The sequence below is a fragment of the Cupriavidus sp. CuC1 genome (assembly GCF_044627735.1).
Taxonomy (GTDB): domain Bacteria; phylum Pseudomonadota; class Gammaproteobacteria; order Burkholderiales; family Burkholderiaceae; genus Cupriavidus; species Cupriavidus ulmosensis.
The window spans coordinates 1-17534 of record NZ_JBIUHC010000117.1; the positions used below are offsets into that span (position 1 = coordinate 1).

Here is a 17534-nt window from a genome sequence, read left to right on the forward strand (position 1 = left end):
CGGCGTGCCGGGCGCCTCGGCTGCCTCCGGCGTGCACGGCGAAGGCCGGCGTCACCGCGACGGCGCGAGCGCGGCAGCAACGGATGGCGGTGGCGGCGCTGGTGCCCCGGCGGGCGCGGCGCCCCAGCGGCCACAGTAAGGACCCAGCATGAATCCCTCACGCCTGTTCATCGAGCGGCCGGTCGCCACCGCGCTGCTGATGGTCGCCATCCTGCTGTCGGGCCTGGTGGCCTTCAGGCTGCTGCCGCTGTCGGCGCTGCCGGAGGTCGACTACCCGACCATCCAGGTCACCACGCTGTACCCGGGCGCCAGCCCGGATGTGATGACCTCGTCCATCACGGCGCCACTGGAGCGCCAGTTCGGCCAGATGCCGGGCTTGAAGCAGATGTCGTCGTCGTCCTCGGGCGGCGCCTCGGTGATCACGCTGCAGTTCGAGCTGACGCTGTCGCTGGACGTGGCCGAGCAAGAGGTGCAGGCCGCCATCAACGCGGGCGGCAACCTGCTGCCGGCGGACTTGCCGATGCCGCCGGTGTACAGCAAGGTCAACCCGGCCGACGCGCCGATCATGACGCTGGCCATGACGTCCGACACCATGCCGCTGCCCAAGCTGCAGGACATGGTGGACACGCGCGTGGCGCAGAAGATCTCGCAACTGCAGGGCGTGGGGCTGGTGAGCATCAGCGGCGGGCAACGCCCGGCGGTGCGCATCCAGGCCAACCCGACCGCGCTGGCCGCGCTCGGCATGTCGATCGACGACCTGCGCACGGCGATCGGCAGCGCCAACGTCAACGGCGCCAAGGGCAGCTTCGACGGCCCCGCGCGCGCCTCCACCATCGACGCCAACGACCAGCTCAAGTCCGCCGACGAGTACCGCCAGATCATCGTCGGCTACCAGAACGGCGCGCCGATCCGCATCACCGATGTGGCCAATATCATCGACGGGCCCGAGAACAGCCGCCTGGCGGCCTGGGCCAACGACAAGCCGGCCATCGTGCTGAGCATCCAGCGCCAGCCCGGCGCCAATGTGATCGAGGTGGTGGACCGCATCAAGGCCCTGCTGCCGCAATTGCAGAACGCGCTGCCGGCCTCGGTCAAGGTGCAGTTGCTGACCGACCGCACCACCACCATCCGCGCCTCGGTGCGCGACGTGGAGTTCGAGCTGCTGCTGGCCGTCGCGCTGGTGGTGATGGTGATCTTCGTCTTCCTGCGCAATGTGCCCGCCACCATCATCCCGGGCGTGGCGGTGCCGCTGTCGCTGGTAGGCACCTTCGGCGTGATGTACCTGGCGGGCTTCTCGATCAATAACCTGACGCTGATGGCGCTGACCATCGCCACCGGCTTCGTGGTGGACGATGCGATCGTGATGATCGAGAACATCATGCGCTACATCGAGAAAGGCGATCCGCCCATGGAGGCGGCGCTCAAGGGATCCAAGCAGATTGGCTTCACCATCATCTCGCTGACCTTCTCGCTGGTGGCCGTGCTGATCCCGCTGCTGTTCATGGGCGATGTGGTGGGACGCCTGTTCCGCGAGTTCGCCATCACGCTGGCGGTCTCGATCCTGATCTCGGCGGTGGTCTCGCTGACGCTCACGCCGATGATGTGCGCGCGCCTGCTGCACCATGTGCCCGAGGAAAAGCAGTCGCGCTTCCATCTCGCCACCGGCCGCTTCTTCGACAACGTGATCGCCAGCTACGGGCGCGCCCTGGATTGGGTGCTGGACCGCCAGAAGACCACCCTGCTGGTCGCCATCGGCACGCTGGTGCTGACCGTGCTGCTGTACATGCTGGTGCCCAAGGGCTTCTTCCCGGTGCAGGACACCGGCGTGATCCAGGGTATTACCGAGGCTTCCCAGACCACCTCGTTCCCGGCCATGGCGCTCAAGCAGCAAGCGGTGGCGAAGGTGGTGCTGGAAGATCCGGCAGTGGAAAGCCTGTCCTCCTTCATCGGCGTGGACGGCACCAACACCACGCTCAATGCCGGGCGCCTGCTGATCAACCTGAAGCCAAAGGATGCGCGCAGCGATTCCATCGAGGACGTCACGCGCCGGTTGCAGGCCGCGGTCGACAAGCTCGGCGGCGTCTCGCTCTACACCCAGCCGGTGCAGGACCTGACCATCGAGGACCGCGTCTCCCGCACCCAGTACCAGTTCACCGTGCAGGACCCGGACCCGGCGACGCTGGCCACCTGGGTGCCAAGGCTGGTCGAGCGCCTGAAGCAGGAGCCCGAATTGCGCGACGTGGCCAGCGACCAGCAGAACAACGGCCTGCGCGCCTATGTGGATATCGATCGCGACGCCGCGGCGCGCTTCGGCATCACCACCGCGGTGATCGACAGCGCGCTGTACAGCGCCTTCGGCCAGCGCCTGGTGTCGACCATCTTCACGCAATCGAGCCAGTACCGCGTGGTGCTGGAGGCCATGCCGCAGTTCCGCACCGATCCGCAGTCGCTGGCGGAGCTGCGCCTGCCCTCCTCCTCTGGGGGGCAGGTGCCGCTGGGCGCGTTCGCGCACATCAGCGAGCGCACCGGGCCGCTGGTGATCAACCACCAGGGCCAGTTCCCCTCCGCCACCATCTCGTTCAACCTGGCCTCCGGCGAATCGCTCGGCGCCGCGGTCGACAAGATCACCAAGGTGGAGCAGGAAATCGGCCTGCCGATTTCGATGCAGACCGATTTCCAGGGTGCCGCGCTGGCCTTCCGCGCTTCGCTGTCCAACACGCTGTGGCTGATCCTGGCCGCGGTGATCACGATGTACATCGTGCTGGGCGTGCTCTATGAGAGCACCATCCACCCGGTGACCATCCTCTCGACCCTGCCGTCGGCCGGCGTGGGCGCGCTGCTGGCGCTGCTGGTCTCGGGCCAGGACCTGGGCATCATCGCGATCATCGGCATCATCCTGCTGATCGGTATCGTCAAGAAGAACGCCATCATGATGATCGACTTCGCGCTGGAAGCCGAGCGCGAGGGCGGCATGAAACCGCGCGACGCGATCTTCCAGGCCTGCCTGCTGCGTTTCCGCCCGATCCTGATGACTACCATGGCGGCACTGCTGGCCGCGCTGCCGCTGATGCTGGGCACCGGTATCGGCTCCGAGCTGCGCCGCCCGCTGGGCATCACCATGGTGGGCGGGCTGCTGGTCAGCCAGGTGCTGACGCTGTTCACCACGCCGGTGATCTACCTGGCGTTCGACAGCGTGGCAGCACGCCTCAAGGACTGGCGCCGGCGCCGGTATGGCGACACCGGCGGCGGCGATGAAACCGGCGGCCCCGCACCCGAGCCGAGGCCGTGATGAACCTGTCGGCCACCTTTATCCATCGCCCGGTCGCCACCGCGCTGCTGACCATCGGCATCCTGCTGGCCGGGCTGGCGGCGCTGCGGCTGCTGCCGGTCTCGCCGCTGCCGCAGGTGGATTTCCCCACCATCTCGGTGTCCGCCTCCTTGCCCGGTGCCAGCCCCGAGACCATGGCCGCTACCGTGGCCACGCCGCTGGAGCGCGCCCTGGGCGCCATCGCCGGCGTGACGGAGATCACCTCCAGCAGCTCGCTGGGCTCGACCCGCGTCACGATGCAGTTCGAGCTCTCGCGCGACATCGACGGCGCCGCGCGCGACGTGCAGGCCGCCATCAATGCCTCGCGCGCCACGCTGCCCACCAGCCTGCCGAGCAATCCGACCTACCGCAAGGTCAACCCGGCCGACGCGCCGATCATGATCATCGCGCTGACCTCGCCCACCATGACGCGCGGCCAGCTCTACGACGCGGCCTCGACCATCCTGGCGCAGAAGATGTCGCAGATCGAGGGCGTGGGCCAGGTCACCATCGGCGGCTCGTCGCTGCCGGCGGTGCGGGTGGAGCTCAACCCCACGGCGCTCAACAAGTACGGCATCTCGCTGGAGGATGTGCGCAACACCATCAGCGCCACCAATGCCAACCGCCCGCTCGGCACGCTGGAAAACGCCACCACCAACTGGCAGGTCTACGCCAACGACCAGGCCATGAAGGCGGCGGACTACATGCCGCTGATCGTCCGCTACGCCACCCCCGGCACCTTCTCGTCGGCCTCGGCCGGCGCGCTGATCGCCAGCACGGCCAACGCTGCCGCGGGCGGTGGCGTCAGCACCAAGACCGTCAACGGCGTCACCACCACGACGCTGACCACCAGCAGCGGCACCACCACCATTTCCACCGGCGCCACCGGCGGCAACGCCACCAGCCGCGGCCCGAACGCCTTCTCGGTACCGGTGCGGCTGGCCGACGTGGCCAACGTGACCGACTCGGTGCAGGACATCCGCAATGCCGGCTCCGCCAACGGCCAGCCCTCGGTGCTGCTGGTGCTCAACCGCTCGCCCGGCGCCAACATCATCGAAACCGTCGACCGTGTGACCGCGATGCTGCCGTCGCTGCAGCAGATGATTCCGTCGGCCATCAAGATGGAAGTGATGATGGACCGCACCCCCACCATCCGCGGTTCGCTGCGCGAGGTGGAGCGCACGCTGATGATCTCGGTGGCGCTGGTGATCATGGTGGTGTTCCTGTTCCTGCGCAATGTGCGCGCCACGCTGATTCCCAGCGTGGCGGTGCCGGTGTCGCTGATCGGCACCTTCTCGGTGATGTACCTGGCGGGCTTCTCGCTCAACAACCTGTCGCTGATGGCGCTGACCATCGCCACCGGCTTCGTGGTCGATGACGCCATCGTGGTGCTGGAGAATATCTCGCGCCATGTCGAGGAGGGTATGAAGCCGCTAGAAGCCGCGCTCAGGGGCTCGCGCGAGGTGGGCTTCACGGTGCTGTCGATGAGCCTGTCGCTGATCGCGGTATTCATTCCGCTGCTGATGATGGGCGGCATCGTCGGACGCCTGTTCCAGGAGTTCGCCATCACCCTGTCGGTGGCGATCCTGGTGTCGCTGGTGGTCTCGCTGACCGCCACGCCGATGATGTGCGCGCGGCTGCTCAAACCGGTACGCCCCGAGAAGCAAGGCCGTTTCTACCGCGCCAGCGAGCGCGTGTTCGCCTGGATGCACGACGGGTACTCGCGCACGCTGGCGGTGGCACTGCGCCACAGCGCGCTGGTGTGGCTGGTGCTGCTGGCGACCATCGGCCTCAATGTCTGGCTCTACACCATCGTGCCCAAGGGCTTTTTCCCGCAGCAGGATACCGGGCGCCTGATCGGCTTTATCCGCGCCGACCAGGCCACCTCGTTCCAGGCCATGCGCCCCAAGCTCGATAACTTCATCAAGATCGTGCAGTCCGACCCGGCGGTGGTCAACGTGACCGGCTTTACCGGCGGCTCGCAGCGCAATACCGGCCAGATGTTCGTCACGCTCAAGCCGATCTCCGAGCGCGAATCGGCCGACGCCATCGTGGCCCGGCTGCGCGTCAAGCTGGCCAAGGAGCCCGGCGCCAGCCTGTTCCTGACCTCGGTGCAGGACATCCGCATCGGCGGGCGGCAGAGCAGCTCGGCCTACCAGTTCACGCTGCAGTCGGACGACCTCGACGTATTGCGCGAGTGGGAGCCCAAGGTCCGTGCGGCCATCTCCAACCTCAAGGGGCTGGAAGACGTGGACACCGACACCAACGACAAGGGCCTGCAGACCTCAGTCATCATCGACCGCGATACCGCGTCCAAGCTCGGCGTCACCGCGCAGCAGATCGATGCCGTGCTCAACGACGCCTTTGGCCAGCGCCTGGTGTCCACCATCTACAACCCGCTCAACCAGTACCGGGTGGTGATGGAGCTCAGCCCCGAGTACCTTCAGGGCCCGCATGCGCTCCAGGATGTCTATGTGGTCACCGGTGGCGGCAAGCGGGTGCCGCTGTCGGCCTTCGCGCGCTTCGCGCCCACAAGCACGCCGCTGGGCGTCAACCACCAGGGCCAGTTCGCCGCTTCCACCATTTCCTTCAACCTTGCCGAAGGGGTCTCGCTGTCGCAGGCCACCGACGCGGTCAAGGCGGAGATGGCGCGCATCGGCGTGCCGGAGACGCTGCAGGCCAATTTCCAGGGCAGCGCCAAGGCCTTCCAGGATTCGCTCAAGAGCCAGCCGCTGCTGATCCTGGCCGCGCTGATCACCATCTATATCGTGCTCGGCATGTTGTACGAGAGCTATGTGCATCCGCTCACCATCCTGTCCACGCTGCCGTCGGCCGGCGTGGGCGCGCTGCTGGCGCTGCTGGCCTCGGGCACGGATTTCAGCATCATCGCGCTGATCGGCGTGATCCTGCTGATCGGCATCGTCAAGAAGAACGCCATCATGATGATCGACTTCGCCATCGACGCCGAGCGGCGCGAGGGCCTGTCGCCGCACGACGCCATCTACCGTGCGTGCCTGCTGCGCTTTCGCCCCATCCTGATGACCACCATGGCCGCCCTGCTCGGCGCCATCCCGCTGGCGATCGGCCACGGCGACGGCGCCGAGCTGCGCGCGCCGCTGGGCATCTCCATCGTCGGCGGGCTGGTGGTCAGCCAGTTGCTGACGCTGTACACGACGCCCGTGGTGTACCTGACGCTGGACCGCTGGCGCCTGAAGGTGAAAGCCTGGCGCCAGCGCCGCTCCGCCCTGCCTCCGGCCACGGCCAGCCTCGAACCCTGAATGCGATCCATGAACGCTTTTCTCCGCCTCCCTACCCTCTCCTTCCCGGCGACCGCGCTGACGGTAGCCTGCGCCGTGCTGCTGGGCGGCTGCGCCGTGGGTCCCGACTACAAGCGGCCCGACGCACCGTCCACCCCGGCCTTCAAGGAAGCACCCGCCGACACCTCGCAGTGGGGCGAGTGGAAACCGGCCGAGCCGCAGGATGCCAGCGCGCGCAGCAACTGGTGGGCGGTGTTCAACGATCTGCAGCTCGACGCGCTGATGGCGCAGGTGAAGGTGTCGAACCAGAACATCAAGGCCGCCGAGGCACAGTACCGGCAGGCCGCCGCCGCGCTGCAATCGGCGCGCGCGGGCTATTTCCCCACGGTGGGCGCCTCCGCCGCGCTCGACCGCGCGCGCGGCAGCAACGGCCAGATCGGCAACGGGCAGAGCGCCTCGCTGTCGGCCAGTTGGGAAATCGATGTGTGGGGCCGCGTGCGCAGGCAGGTGGAAAGCAGCGAAGCCAGCGCGCAGGCCAGCCAGGCCGACCTGGCCTCGACGCTGTTGTCCACGCAGGCTACGCTCGCGCAAAGCTACTTCCTGCTGCGCATCGCCGATCAGCAGAAGGCTTTGCTGGACCGCACGGTGGTCGACTACGAAAAATCACTGCAGCTGGTACGCAATCAGTACGCGGCCGGCACCGCCCAGCGCTCCGACGTGCTGCAATCCGAGACCCAGCTCAAGTCCGCCCAGGCGCAGCAGATCGATATCCAGATCACGCGCGCGCAGCTCGAGCACGCCCTGGCCATCCTGACCGGCAGGCCACCAGCCGACCTCTCCATCGCGCCGCAGGACTACGCCGCCGCCGTGCCGCGCGTACCCATCGCGGTGCCGTCCGCGCTGCTGGAGCGCCGGCCCGATATCGGCGCGGCCGAGCGCCGCATGGCCGCGGCCAACGCCCAGATTGGCGTGGCGCAGGCGGCTTATTACCCGACGCTGTCGCTGTCGGCCACCGGCGGGCTTTCCGCCAGCACGCTGGCGCGCTGGCTGTCGCTGCCGGACCGCGTATGGTCGATCGGCCCGGCGCTGGCCGGCACGCTGTTCGACGGCGGCCTGCGCAGCGCGGCCAAGGCGCAAGCGGTGGCCGCCTACGACCAGGCCGTGGCCAACTACCGCCAGACGGTGCTAGCCGCGTTCCAGGAAGTCGAGGACAACCTGGCCGCCGCCCGGTTGCTGGAGCAGGAATTCGCGGTGCAGAACGACGCGCTGCGCTCCGCGCGCGATGCGCTGGCGCTGGTCAACAACCGCTACCGCGCCGGTACCGCCAGCCTGCTGGATGTGCTGACCGCGCAGACTACGGCTTATACGGCCGAGCGCACCGCGCTGACCATTGCAGGCCGCCAGTACACGACCAGCTCGGTGCTGATCAAGGCGCTGGGTGGCGGGTGGCATATCGAGACGGATAGCGCGTCGAATACGGCACCGGCTGGCACGGCGCCCAGCGGCTCGGCAACGCAGTAGCGCGTAGCCATGGGAGCCTTGCCGCCGCCCTATGCCGGCGGGAAGCACACCCGCACCAGCAGGCCCTTGCCCCGCGCCCCATCCAGCAGCGCCAGCGACGCGCCATGCGCGGCAGCGATGTCGCGCACGATGGTGAGGCCAAGCCCCGAGCCCGCGGGCGCCGCCTCACCAAGCGCCTTCAAACCCGCCGCCTTGCCGCGGTAGAACGGCTCCAGCACCGCCGCGCGGTCCGCGACGGGAATGCCGGGGCCGTCGTCCTCCACTTCCAGCACCACGGCTTCGCCAGCGCGCAAGACACGCGCCGTGACCACGCCGCCCGATGGCGTATAGCGCAGCGCGTTGTCGACCAGGTTGGTCACCAGCTCGTGCAGCAGGTCGGTACCGAGCACTTGCTGCACGCGCTCGCCCTCGAAGCCCAGGTCGATGCGGCGCGTGCGCGCGGCGGGCGTGAGTTCGAGGCAGACCTCTTTCACCAACGCCGCGAGATCCAGCGCGCGCGGCGCCTCGTCCCCGCCGTGCGCCGCGCGCGCCATCGACAGCAGGCGGTCGGCCAGCGCGGCCATGCGCGCGGTGCTTTCGGCCAGGCCCTGCGCGATGCGCCGCTGCTCGTCGGGATCGTGCTCGCGCGCGGCCAGCTGGGCTTGCGTGTGCAGCACCGCGAGCGGCGTGCGCAGCTGGTGGGCGGCGTCGGCGATAAAGCGGCGCTGCGCGGCGAGCACCTGTTCCAGCCGCGCCATATAGCCGTTCATGGCCACCACCAGCGGCGCGGCCTCGCGCGGGGCGCTGTCAAGCGACAGCGGCGTGGTGGCGCCGGGCTGGCGTTGCGCCACCTCTTCGCGCAGCGCATCGAGGGGCGCCAGCGCGCGCCGCGTGAACAGCCAGATCACCAGCACCGCGGCCAGCACCAGCATCAGCTGGCCCCACAGCACATCGAACAGGATGTTGCGCGTCAGCGCCTGGCGCGAGTCGAGGGTTTCGCCGACCTCGATCAAGGCCATGCCGCCGTGCGTGCCGCTGGCGTCCATCACCGGCTGGCGCAGCGCGGCGATGCGGATCGGCTGGCCACGGTAGGTGCGGTCGTAGAAGCTCACCAGCGCGGGATACAGCTTGGTGCGCGGCTGGCTGGCATCGAACGGCGGCAGGTCGTCGTAGCCCGAGACGAACTCGCCATGCACGCCGCTGACGCGGTAGAACATGGTGGCGTTCATGCCCACCTCGAAGGTATCGAGCGAGATGTACGGCACGTCCACGCGCACGCCTTCCGGGGTGAGCGTGATGCGCTCGGAGATATTGCGCGCCGATGCCAGCAAGGTGCGATCATAGGCCTGGTCGGCGGATTCCAGCGCATTGAAGTAAGCCACCACGCCGTATACGGCCTGCAGCACCAGCATGGGCGGGATCAGCCACCACAGCAGGCGCGCGCGCAGGCTAGCGGCGCGCTTGCTCGGTTCAGCCACCGCTGGGCTCCAGCACGTAGCCCAGCCCGCGCAGGGTCACGATGGCGGCGCCCGAGCCTTCGAGCTTGCGGCGCAGGCGATGCACGTAGACCTCGATCACATCCGGCTGGGTGTCGTCGGCCAGGGTGAAGATGCTGGCGTAGATGCGGTCCTTGCTGACGGTCTTGCCCGGCGGCGTCATCAGGATCTCCAGCACCGCATGCTCGCGCGGCGTCAGCGCCAGCGGCACGCCGCCCACCTGGAAATGGCGCGACACGGTATCGAAGCCCAGGCCGCCGCACACCACCAGCGGCGCTTCGGTCTGGCGCGCGCGGCGCAGCAACGCCTTCACGCGCGCCTCGAACTCGGCCAGGTCGAAGGGCTTGGCCATGTAGTCGTCGGCCCCAAGATCCAGGCCCTTGACCCGGTCGCCCACCTCGCCGCGCGCGGTCAGGATCATCACCGGCACGCGGCAGCCGCGAGCGCGCAGGCGCGCGAGCAGGTCCAGGCCGTCGCGGTCGGGCAGGGTCAGGTCCAGCAGCACCAGCGCGTAGTCGCTGCCGGCCCCGCCCGCGCTGCCGGCGTGCGTGCTGAACAGCAAGGATTCCGCGCTGGCCGCGTCGGCCGCGCGCTCCACGGTGAAATGCAGCGCGCGCAGCGCCTGCATCACCCAGGTGGCCAGTTCATCGTGGTCCTCGACCAGCAGTACTCTCATGGAAAGGTCTTCTCCTGCTTGTTTCCAGCTGGCGTCACGCTATGCCACTGCAGTTTGCTCCCCTCTCCCGCATGGCGGGAGAGGGGCCGGGGGAGAGGGCGGGCGCTTCAAATACCGCCGTCGTGCTGGACAACACCACGGGCTCCGCGTCAAGTGGCTCCTAGCTGATATGACTCCCCCCGGCCCTCTCCCCCTGAGGGGAGAGGGAGAGACAGCCGTCGTCATGGCGCGCCGCTTTGGCCCGTCCGGCGGCTTCGTCCAGCACTTCTGGGCGCGCTTTGTTATGCCTGATTTTCGCATTGGCGGCCAGCGGATTTGTTCGGGATTTCCCGGTAAGCTGTCTGCCGTCCAATCGCCCCCCGAGGAGAATCGATGCGCCACGTCCTGGCCGCCCTGCGTTTTGCCTGCGCGGCGCTCGCCCTCGCCGCTGCCTGCGCGCGGCCGGCGGCCGCCGCGCCGGAATGCATCGTGCCCGCCAAGCCCGGCGGCGGCTTCGACCTGACCTGCAAGCTGGCGCAGCGCGCGCTGCTCGAAGCCGGACTGACCGAGCAGCCGATGCGGCTGGCCTACGTGCCGGGCGGTATCGGCGCGGTGGCCTACAACAGCATCGTGGCGCAACGCCCCGCCGAGCCCGATACCATCGTAGCCTTTTCAGACGGCTCGCTTCTGGCTTTGGCTGAAGGCAAGTTCGGTAAGTACGGCGCGGCGGACGTGCGCTGGGTCGGCGTGCTCGGCACCGATTACGGCGTGATCGCGGTGCGTGCCGATTCGCCCTTCAAGAGCCTGAAGGACCTGGTGGCCGCGCTCAGGTCGGATCCGGACCAGGTGCTGTTCGGGGCAGGCGGCACCATCGGCAACCAGGACTGGATAAAGGCCGCGCTGGTGGCCCGGCAGGCCGGGGTGGGCTACAAGCGCATGCGCTTCGTGGGTTTCGAGGGCGGTGGCGAGGCCTTTACGGCGCTGCAGGCCGGGCACGTCCAGGCGGTGTCCGGCGACGCATCGGAGGCCGCCATGCAGCTCGGCGCGGGCGGCATCCGCATCCTGGCCGTGCTGGCGGAGCAGCGCCTGCCCGGCAGGCTGGCCAGCGTGCCCACTGCGCGCGAGCAGGGCTTCGACATTGTCTGGCCCATCCTGCGCGGCTTCTACATGGGCCCCAAGGTGCCGCAGGCCGACTACCGGCGCTGGGCCAACCGCTTCGAGCGGTTGCAGGCCAGCCCGGCATTCGCCAGGCTGCGCGCGGAGCAAGGCCTGTTTCCTGTCGACCTGGGCGGTGCGGACCTGGATACCTACGTGCAGCGGACGGTGCAGCGCTACAGCACGCTGGCCAAGGAATTCGGGCTGGCCCGATAGGCCTGATAGGACCGATAGCTGCCGATATCGGCTACGGCCGGGCAGGCACCTCCGGACGCGGCAGCGGCTGCTTGCTCACCCGCTCCTTGAGCCAGGTGGCGGCCTTGCCGAGCGGCCGCTGCTTGTGCCACACCAGCTCCATGGCCACCGGCCAGTCCTGGTCGTCGAACTCCAGCGCGGGCGACACCAGTTGCGTGCCCGCCGGCGAGTTGGCCGCCACGTGCCAGGGCACGAAGGCCCATCCCAGCCGGCGCTTGACCAGCTCGACGATGACCCACTGGCTCTCCACCCACCAGACTTCTGCGGCCACGCGCAGGCGCATTTTTTCCTCGCTGTCGGTGCGGGTCGCCACCATCAGTTGGCGGTAGCGCTTGAGTTCTTCCCAGCCCACGCGCTGGTCCGCAAGCGGATGGTCGGGGGCGCAGATGATCCGCATCGGCACCCAGCCCAGCGCGCGGAAACCCAGCTCCGGCGGCAGCACTTCCTGGCGCCACATGAGCCCCAAGTCCGCGCAGCGCTCCAGCACCAGCCGGCTTACGTCTTCCATCAAGGGGAACAGCAGCTCCAGCTCCACTGCCGGGAAGCGCGCGGAGAATTCCTCCAGCATCACGCCCAGGGTTTCCTCCGGATACAGCTCGTCCACCGCCAGCACCAGCCGGCTCTCCACGCCCTCGCCCAGGCTCTTGGCCACGCCGCGGAAATGCTCGCAGCGCTCCAGGATCACGCGCGCTTCTGCCAACAGGCGTTCGCCCGCGGGGGTCAGGGTGGGATAGCGCCCGCCGCGGTCGAACAACTGGTTGCCCAGGTCGATCTCGAGATTGGACACGGCCGCGCTGACGACCGACTGGGCCTTGCCCAGGCGGCGCGCCGCAGCGGAGAAAGAGCCGCACTCGGCGGCGGCGGCAAAGGCCTGGAGTTGCTCTAGCGAGAGGCTCATGTCGATTCCTTGAGACGGGCCGCCGGCCCATCCATCGGTTTTAGCGATAGAACCTAACTTTACCATCCCAGAATACTCGATAGAATGGCCTCATTCACGCCAGACAGGAAGTATCATGCGCAGCACCAAGGACAGAATTCGTCACACCATCGGCTTTGAAGTGATCGGCTTGCTGATTGTCGCGCCGGTCGGCAGCTGGGTGTTTGGCTTCGCCCTGCACCAGATCGGCATCCTCGCCGTGGTGGCATCGGTGATCGCCGCCGCCTGGAACTACATCTACAACGTGCTGTTCGACAAGGCCATGCTTCGGTTCACCGGGCAGCTGCGCAAGCCGGTGCCCGTGCGGGTGCTCCACGCCATCCTGTTCGAACTGGGCCTGCTGGTGGTGTTCCTGCCGATGGTGGCGTGGTACCTCGACATGAGCCTCATCGATGCGTTCATCATGGACATCGCCTTAGCGGCCTTCTACGTGGTCTATGCGTTCGTCTACAACTGGGCCTACGACGCCGTGTTCCCGGTGGCCAACACTGTGGGGAAAAGCGGGCAGGCCACGGAGGCGATCGCGAAGTCAGCCTGCTGACCCGGCGATAAGAAAGCAAAAGCGGATGCCGACGGCATCCGCTTTTTGCTTTTTGGCGAGCCGCTTCGTCTGGCTACGGGTGGCGGCGTTGATCCTTACCTGCGGTCGGGCGTAGCCACGTTACCGACCACGCCGCCCAGCGCTGCGCCACCGATGGTAGCCGCCGGGCCGCCGACCAGCGCTGCGCCAGCCACGCCGCCGACACCCGCGCCGATGGCGGTATTGCGCTGCTTGGGCGTCATGTCGGCACAACCCGCCACGCTCAGCAGGGTGGCAAGCAGGATAGACAGGGTTACGGTACGCATGATGAGGCTCCTTGTGGGATATGCGGCATTTGCTTTGGGCCTGGCAATGCAACCAGGCATCGTTATCGCGTATTACCGCAAGGTCCACATCTGCGGCAGGTGCGTTCAGTATGGGGCTCGGGGACGCTTTGCGTGACGGGGGCATGGCCGAACATCGTGTCAGCGGATTCCCACAAACCCCGTGCCCAGGACGTGTATGCGCCGCTTACTTGCGGGTTTCCCCGCACACCGGCCATCTTGAAGCCTCCGCGCATTTAGTTATACTACATAACAATATTGCCGCCGGCCGCCCGCTCCGCATGGAGCACGCACGGCACGGGCAATCCATGACAAGCCGTGGAGACAACACCATGAAGATCGCGATTGCCGGTGGCGGCATCGGTGGCCTGACGCTGGCACTGCTTTGCCACCGGCACGGCATCGAGGTCGAGGTCTGGGAAGCCAGCGAGACGCTGCGCCCGCTCGGCGTAGGCATCAACCTGCTGCCGCACGCCGTGCGCGAGCTGTCCGAGCTCGGGTTGCACGATGCGCTGGCCGAGCTGGCGGTGCAGACCTCCTCCCTCTCCTACTACAACAAGCTTGGCCAGCGCATCTGGCACGAGCCGCGCGGGCGCGCGGCGGGCTACGACCAGCCGCAGTTCTCCATCCATCGCGGCGAATTCCAGATGCTGCTCTACCGCACCGTGGTGGAACGCCTGGGGGCCGACAGCGTGCATGCCGGCCACACGTTTGAGGCGGTCGCGAGCACCGGCGCGCGCGCCGCAGACCCCGTGGAGTTCACGCTGCGCCGGCGCAGCGACAACGCGCAAGTCACGGCGCGGGCCGATGTGCTGGTGGGCGCCGACGGCATCCACTCCGCCGTGCGCCGCCACTTCTATCCGCAGGGCGACGCGCCGCGCTTCTCGCGCCGCACGCTGTGGCGCGCCGTTACCGAGGCGCCGCCGTACCTGGACGGCAGCTCGATGTTCATGGCGGGCCACCAGGACCAGAAGTTCGTGGCCTACCCGATCTCCGAGCCGCTGCGCCGCAAGGGGCGCTCGCTGGTCAACTGGATTGCCGAGCTGCGCGTGCCCGACAGCGCGCCGGATACCCCGCCGCGCAGCGACTGGAACAAAGAGGTCGACAAGTCCGTGTTCCGCGAAGCCTTTGCCGGCTGGCGCTGGGACTGGATCGACATCCCCGCGCTGATCGACGGCGCGCAGGCCATCTACGAATTCCCCATGGTCGACAAGGACACGCTGCCGCGCTGGACCTTCGATCGCGTGACGCTGCTGGGAGACGCCGCCCACCCGATGTACCCGATCGGCTCCAACGGCAGCGCGCAGGCCATCCTCGATGCGCGCTACCTGATGGACAGCCTCTTGGCCAACGGCGCGCCGCGCGACGTCTGCGGCACCGGCTACGCGCTGCGCGAGTACGAGGCGGAGCGACTGCCGCGCACCGCGGCCATCGTGCTGCGCAACCGCATGAACGGGCCCGAGCAGGTCATGCAGCTGGCCGAGCAGCGCGCGCCGCAAGGCTTCAGCGATATCGAAAGCGTGATCCCGCGCACCGAGCTCGAAGCGATTGCGCTGCGCTACAAGCAGCTCGCCGGCTTCGACCGGCAATCGCTGCAGGTGCCGCCGCGCTAAGCGGGCCGCGCGCCTGTGATTGCGCCAGTCCGTCGAATCATGCCCCCCGACCGGCCCTGAGAGCCGGGTAATTCGAAGATAAGGAGACATCGTGCCGCGCCCCAGCCTTACCCGCCTTGCCACGCCCGCCACCCGCCTTGCGCTCGCCGTCACCGCCGGCCTTGTCTGCGCGCTTGGCGCCGCACCCGTGTTTGCCGAAGTGACGGTCGGCGTCAGCATCGCGTCGACCGGCCCCTCGGCCTCGCTCGGCATCCCGCAGAAAAACAGCATGCCCTTCCTGCCGGAGACCATCGGCGGCGAAAAGGTCCGCTACATCGTGCTGGACGACGGCTCCGATCCCACCCAGGCCACCAAGGTGGCGCGCCGCTTCGTCAGCGAAGACAAGGTCGACATCATCCTCGGCTCGTCGGCGGTGGCGCCATCGATCGCGATTGCCGAAGTGGCCGACGAGAGCCAGACCGTGCAGCTAGCCTTCTCGCCAATCGAGCTCAAGCCCGGGCGCGGCGAATGGACCTATCGCCTGGCACAGCCGGTCAAGCTGATGGCCGAAGCCGTGGCGGATGCGGCGCACGCGAGAGGCGTCAAGACCATCGCCTTCATCGGCTTTGCCGACGCCTACGGCGAAACCTGGCTCAAGGAATTCACCACCGCCGCCACCGCGCGCGGCATGCGCCTGGTGGCCACCGAACGCTATGCGCGCTCGGACACCAGCGTGACCGCGCAAACGCTCAAGCTGATCGCCGCCCGCCCCGACGCGGTGCTGATCGCCGGCGCCGGCACCGGCGCGGCCCTGCCCCACACCACGCTGCGCGAGCGCGGGTTCGCGAGCCCGGTCTACCACACGCACGGCGCGGCCACCAAGGACCTGATCCGCATCGGCGGCAAGGCCGTCAACGGCTCCATCCTGCCGGCCGGGCCGGTGATCGTGGCCGAGCAGCTGCCCGACAGCGCCGCCACCAAGAAGCCGGGACTGGACTATGTGGGCCGCTACGAGAAACTGTACGGGCCCGACAGCCGCACCCAGTTCGGCGCCCACCCGTACGATGCGGGCCTGGTGCTGCAGCGCATCGTGCCGGTGGCGCTCAAGCAGGCCAAGCCGGGCACGCCGGCATTCCGCAAAGCCCTCAAGGCCGCGCTGGAGAGCGAACGCGATATCGTGGTGTCGCACGGCGTGCTGAACTACACCGCGCAGGATCACTTCGGCTTCGACACACGCGGCCGCGTGATGCTGACCATCGACAACGGCAACTGGAAGCTGCTGAAATGACCTCGCCCGCCGCGCCCCTCGCCATCGCCGCCCTGCCCACGCCCACGCTGGAGCATGTGGCGGACTTCAGCTTCCGGCTGGCGCCGGCCACCGAGGTGGGCACGAGCGCGCTGGGCAACCGGCGGGTCATCCCCATCCTCGACGGCGTAGTTTCCGGGCCGCGCCTGCAAGGGCGCATCCTGCCCGGCGGGGCGGACTTCCAGCTGGTGCGCCACGACGCCGGCAACGGCATCGTCGTGGCCGACATCGAGGCCCGCTACGTGCTGGAGACCGGCGACGGCGAGCGCATCTACATCGTCAACGCCGGCGTGCGCAGCGGCCCGGTCGAGCTGATCGCGCGCCTGGCCGGCGGCGAGATCGTCGACCCGCGCCTGATCTATTTCCGCACCGCGCCCCGCTTCGAGACGTCGGCGCCCGGCTACGACTGGCTCATGCAGCACCTGTTTGTCGCCACCGGCGCCCGCTATCCGGACCGGGTGGAAATGCGGTATTTTCGCGTCATGTAGGCGGCCCGTTTTTTCCGCCAGCCCATCCCCCTTACCGCTACCACCCACACTCATCGACTGACGCCAAGGCCTCATGACCACAGCAAAGGCGCGAGCGCGCCGCAGCCGCGATGCCCTCGCCCCCGATCCCGCCGGCGCCAGCCAGGCAGCCGATGCACCCGGCGGGTTCGATCCGCATATCGCCGACGTCGACTATGGCGTGCTCGACAGCCTGGTCGGCTACGCCATCCGCCGCGCGCAGATCCGCATCTACGAAGACTTCGTGCAATCGCTGGCGCAGTGGAACATCACGCCGCCGCGTTTCTCCGCGCTCGTGATCGTCTCGCGCAATCCGCTGCTCAAGCTGACCGAGCTGGCCAGCATCCTGGGCATTGCGCGCTCGGGTGCGGTGCTGCTGGTCGACGCGCTGGAAGACATGAAGCTGGTTGCGCGCCGCCCGGCGCCGCACGACCGCCGCGCCTACAGCCTGGTGCTGACCACAGCGGGACGGCGCACGCTGGAAGCCGCCACCGCCGCGGTGTGCGCGCATGACGCGCGCGTCGCGGGTGCATTGTCGGCGCAGGAGCAAGACACGCTGCGCGCGCTGCTCGGCAAGCTCGCGCCACCTCAGCCAGTGGGTGCCGCCCAGATGGCAGAGCCGACGAACGCTGCGCAAGACTAGACGGAAATTCTGGGGAAAATCCTGCGGAAATCGAAAGGCGGCGTCATCCGCGCCCAGGCCC

Annotated in this window: 13 protein-coding genes; 9 read left to right on the plus strand and 4 right to left on the minus strand. The window is 68.3% G+C overall.

Features of this window, described 5'->3' with window-relative positions; genetic code table 11:
- Positions 1-148: 148 nt before the first annotated feature.
- Genes ACGLHR_RS36285 through ACGLHR_RS36295 form a run of 3 tightly spaced genes read left to right on the plus strand, consistent with a single transcriptional unit; the run spans position 149 to position 8085 of the window.
- Positions 149-3289 carry an MdtB/MuxB family multidrug efflux RND transporter permease subunit gene (locus ACGLHR_RS36285; RefSeq protein WP_318237360.1) on the plus strand — a complete coding sequence of 1047 codons (3141 nt, stop codon included), beginning with the start codon at positions 149-151 and terminating at the stop codon, positions 3287-3289.
- A complete protein-coding gene (locus tag ACGLHR_RS36290) occupies positions 3289-6585 on the plus strand; it encodes an efflux RND transporter permease subunit (RefSeq protein WP_400100018.1) in 3297 nt (1098 codons plus the stop codon). Before ACGLHR_RS36285 ends, ACGLHR_RS36290 begins: the two co-directional genes overlap by 1 nt.
- The gene (locus ACGLHR_RS36295) at positions 6586-8085 is read left to right on the plus strand and encodes an efflux transporter outer membrane subunit (RefSeq protein ID WP_400100020.1); all 1500 of its coding nucleotides are present in this window, start codon (positions 6586-6588) and stop codon (positions 8083-8085) included.
- Positions 8086-8114: 29 nt separating this feature from the next.
- Here the strand turns inward: ACGLHR_RS36295 and ACGLHR_RS36300 are convergent, their stop codons facing one another.
- Both ACGLHR_RS36300 and ACGLHR_RS36305 read right to left on the minus strand, forming a co-directional pair.
- Complete coding sequence (locus ACGLHR_RS36300; protein WP_400100021.1) at positions 8115-9542, minus strand: sensor histidine kinase; 1428 nt, start codon at positions 9540-9542, stop codon at positions 8115-8117.
- Complete coding sequence (locus tag ACGLHR_RS36305) at positions 9535-10236, minus strand: response regulator (RefSeq protein ID WP_400100023.1); 702 nt, start codon at positions 10234-10236, stop codon at positions 9535-9537. The genes ACGLHR_RS36300 and ACGLHR_RS36305 overlap by 8 nt, the downstream gene beginning before the upstream one ends.
- A 372-nt stretch (positions 10237-10608) precedes the next feature.
- Here ACGLHR_RS36305 and ACGLHR_RS36310 point away from each other — a divergent pair, with 372 nt between their 5' ends.
- A complete protein-coding gene (locus tag ACGLHR_RS36310) occupies positions 10609-11586 on the plus strand; it encodes a tripartite tricarboxylate transporter substrate binding protein (RefSeq protein ID WP_400100024.1) in 978 nt (325 codons plus the stop codon).
- Positions 11587-11617: 31 nt separating this feature from the next.
- Here ACGLHR_RS36310 and ACGLHR_RS36315 read toward each other — a convergent pair whose 3' ends face one another.
- Positions 11618-12523 carry a LysR family transcriptional regulator gene (locus ACGLHR_RS36315; RefSeq protein ID WP_267605624.1) on the minus strand — a complete coding sequence of 302 codons (906 nt, stop codon included), beginning with the start codon at positions 12521-12523 and terminating at the stop codon, positions 11618-11620.
- A gap of 115 nt (positions 12524-12638) precedes the next feature.
- On the opposite strand from ACGLHR_RS36315, the gene ACGLHR_RS36320 reads away from it, so the two are divergent.
- Complete coding sequence (locus ACGLHR_RS36320) at positions 12639-13103, plus strand: PACE efflux transporter (protein ID WP_267605623.1); 465 nt, start codon at positions 12639-12641, stop codon at positions 13101-13103.
- Between the two features lie 95 nt (positions 13104-13198).
- On the opposite strand, the gene ACGLHR_RS36325 is transcribed toward ACGLHR_RS36320, so the two are convergent.
- Entirely contained in the window at positions 13199-13408 is a 210-nt protein-coding gene (locus ACGLHR_RS36325; protein WP_267605622.1) for a hypothetical protein, read from the minus strand.
- 350 nt (positions 13409-13758) lie between these two features.
- Here ACGLHR_RS36325 and ACGLHR_RS36330 point away from each other — a divergent pair, with 350 nt between their 5' ends.
- From ACGLHR_RS36330 to ACGLHR_RS36345, 4 genes are all read left to right on the plus strand, one after another.
- Positions 13759-15039: a flavin-dependent oxidoreductase gene (locus ACGLHR_RS36330; RefSeq protein WP_400100027.1), complete on the plus strand. Its 1281-nt coding sequence runs from the start codon at positions 13759-13761 to the stop codon at positions 15037-15039.
- A 91-nt stretch (positions 15040-15130) separates the two neighbouring features.
- The gene (locus ACGLHR_RS36335; RefSeq protein ID WP_400100029.1) at positions 15131-16306 is read left to right on the plus strand and encodes an ABC transporter substrate-binding protein; all 1176 of its coding nucleotides are present in this window, start codon (positions 15131-15133) and stop codon (positions 16304-16306) included.
- Positions 16303-16812, plus strand: coding sequence for a DUF3237 domain-containing protein (locus tag ACGLHR_RS36340; RefSeq protein ID WP_400100030.1), 510 nt, complete (start codon positions 16303-16305; stop codon positions 16810-16812). Before ACGLHR_RS36335 ends, ACGLHR_RS36340 begins: the two co-directional genes overlap by 4 nt.
- A gap of 73 nt (positions 16813-16885) precedes the next feature.
- Positions 16886-17473, plus strand: coding sequence for a MarR family winged helix-turn-helix transcriptional regulator (locus tag ACGLHR_RS36345; protein WP_400100032.1), 588 nt, complete (start codon positions 16886-16888; stop codon positions 17471-17473).
- Positions 17474-17534 lie beyond the last annotated feature (61 nt).

What these genes read in the sequence shown, in the direction of transcription:
- ACGLHR_RS36285 (WP_318237360.1), top strand. Translation starts at nt 149, where the DNA reads ATGAATCCCTCACGCCTGTTCATCGAGCGGCCGGTCGCCACCGCGCTG.
- ACGLHR_RS36290 (WP_400100018.1), top strand. Translation starts at nt 3,289, where the DNA reads ATGAACCTGTCGGCCACCTTTATCCATCGCCCGGTCGCCACCGCGCTG.
- ACGLHR_RS36295 (WP_400100020.1), top strand. Translation starts at nt 6,586, where the DNA reads ATGCGATCCATGAACGCTTTTCTCCGCCTCCCTACCCTCTCCTTCCCG.
- ACGLHR_RS36305 (WP_400100023.1), bottom strand. Translation starts at nt 10,236, where the DNA reads ATGAGAGTACTGCTGGTCGAGGACCACGATGAACTGGCCACCTGGGTG.
- ACGLHR_RS36310 (WP_400100024.1), top strand. Translation starts at nt 10,609, where the DNA reads ATGCGCCACGTCCTGGCCGCCCTGCGTTTTGCCTGCGCGGCGCTCGCC.
- ACGLHR_RS36315 (WP_267605624.1), bottom strand. Translation starts at nt 12,523, where the DNA reads ATGAGCCTCTCGCTAGAGCAACTCCAGGCCTTTGCCGCCGCCGCCGAG.
- ACGLHR_RS36320 (WP_267605623.1), top strand. Translation starts at nt 12,639, where the DNA reads ATGCGCAGCACCAAGGACAGAATTCGTCACACCATCGGCTTTGAAGTG.
- ACGLHR_RS36325 (WP_267605622.1), bottom strand. Translation starts at nt 13,408, where the DNA reads ATGCGTACCGTAACCCTGTCTATCCTGCTTGCCACCCTGCTGAGCGTG.
- ACGLHR_RS36330 (WP_400100027.1), top strand. Translation starts at nt 13,759, where the DNA reads ATGAAGATCGCGATTGCCGGTGGCGGCATCGGTGGCCTGACGCTGGCA.
- ACGLHR_RS36340 (WP_400100030.1), top strand. Translation starts at nt 16,303, where the DNA reads ATGACCTCGCCCGCCGCGCCCCTCGCCATCGCCGCCCTGCCCACGCCC.
- ACGLHR_RS36345 (WP_400100032.1), top strand. Translation starts at nt 16,886, where the DNA reads ATGACCACAGCAAAGGCGCGAGCGCGCCGCAGCCGCGATGCCCTCGCC.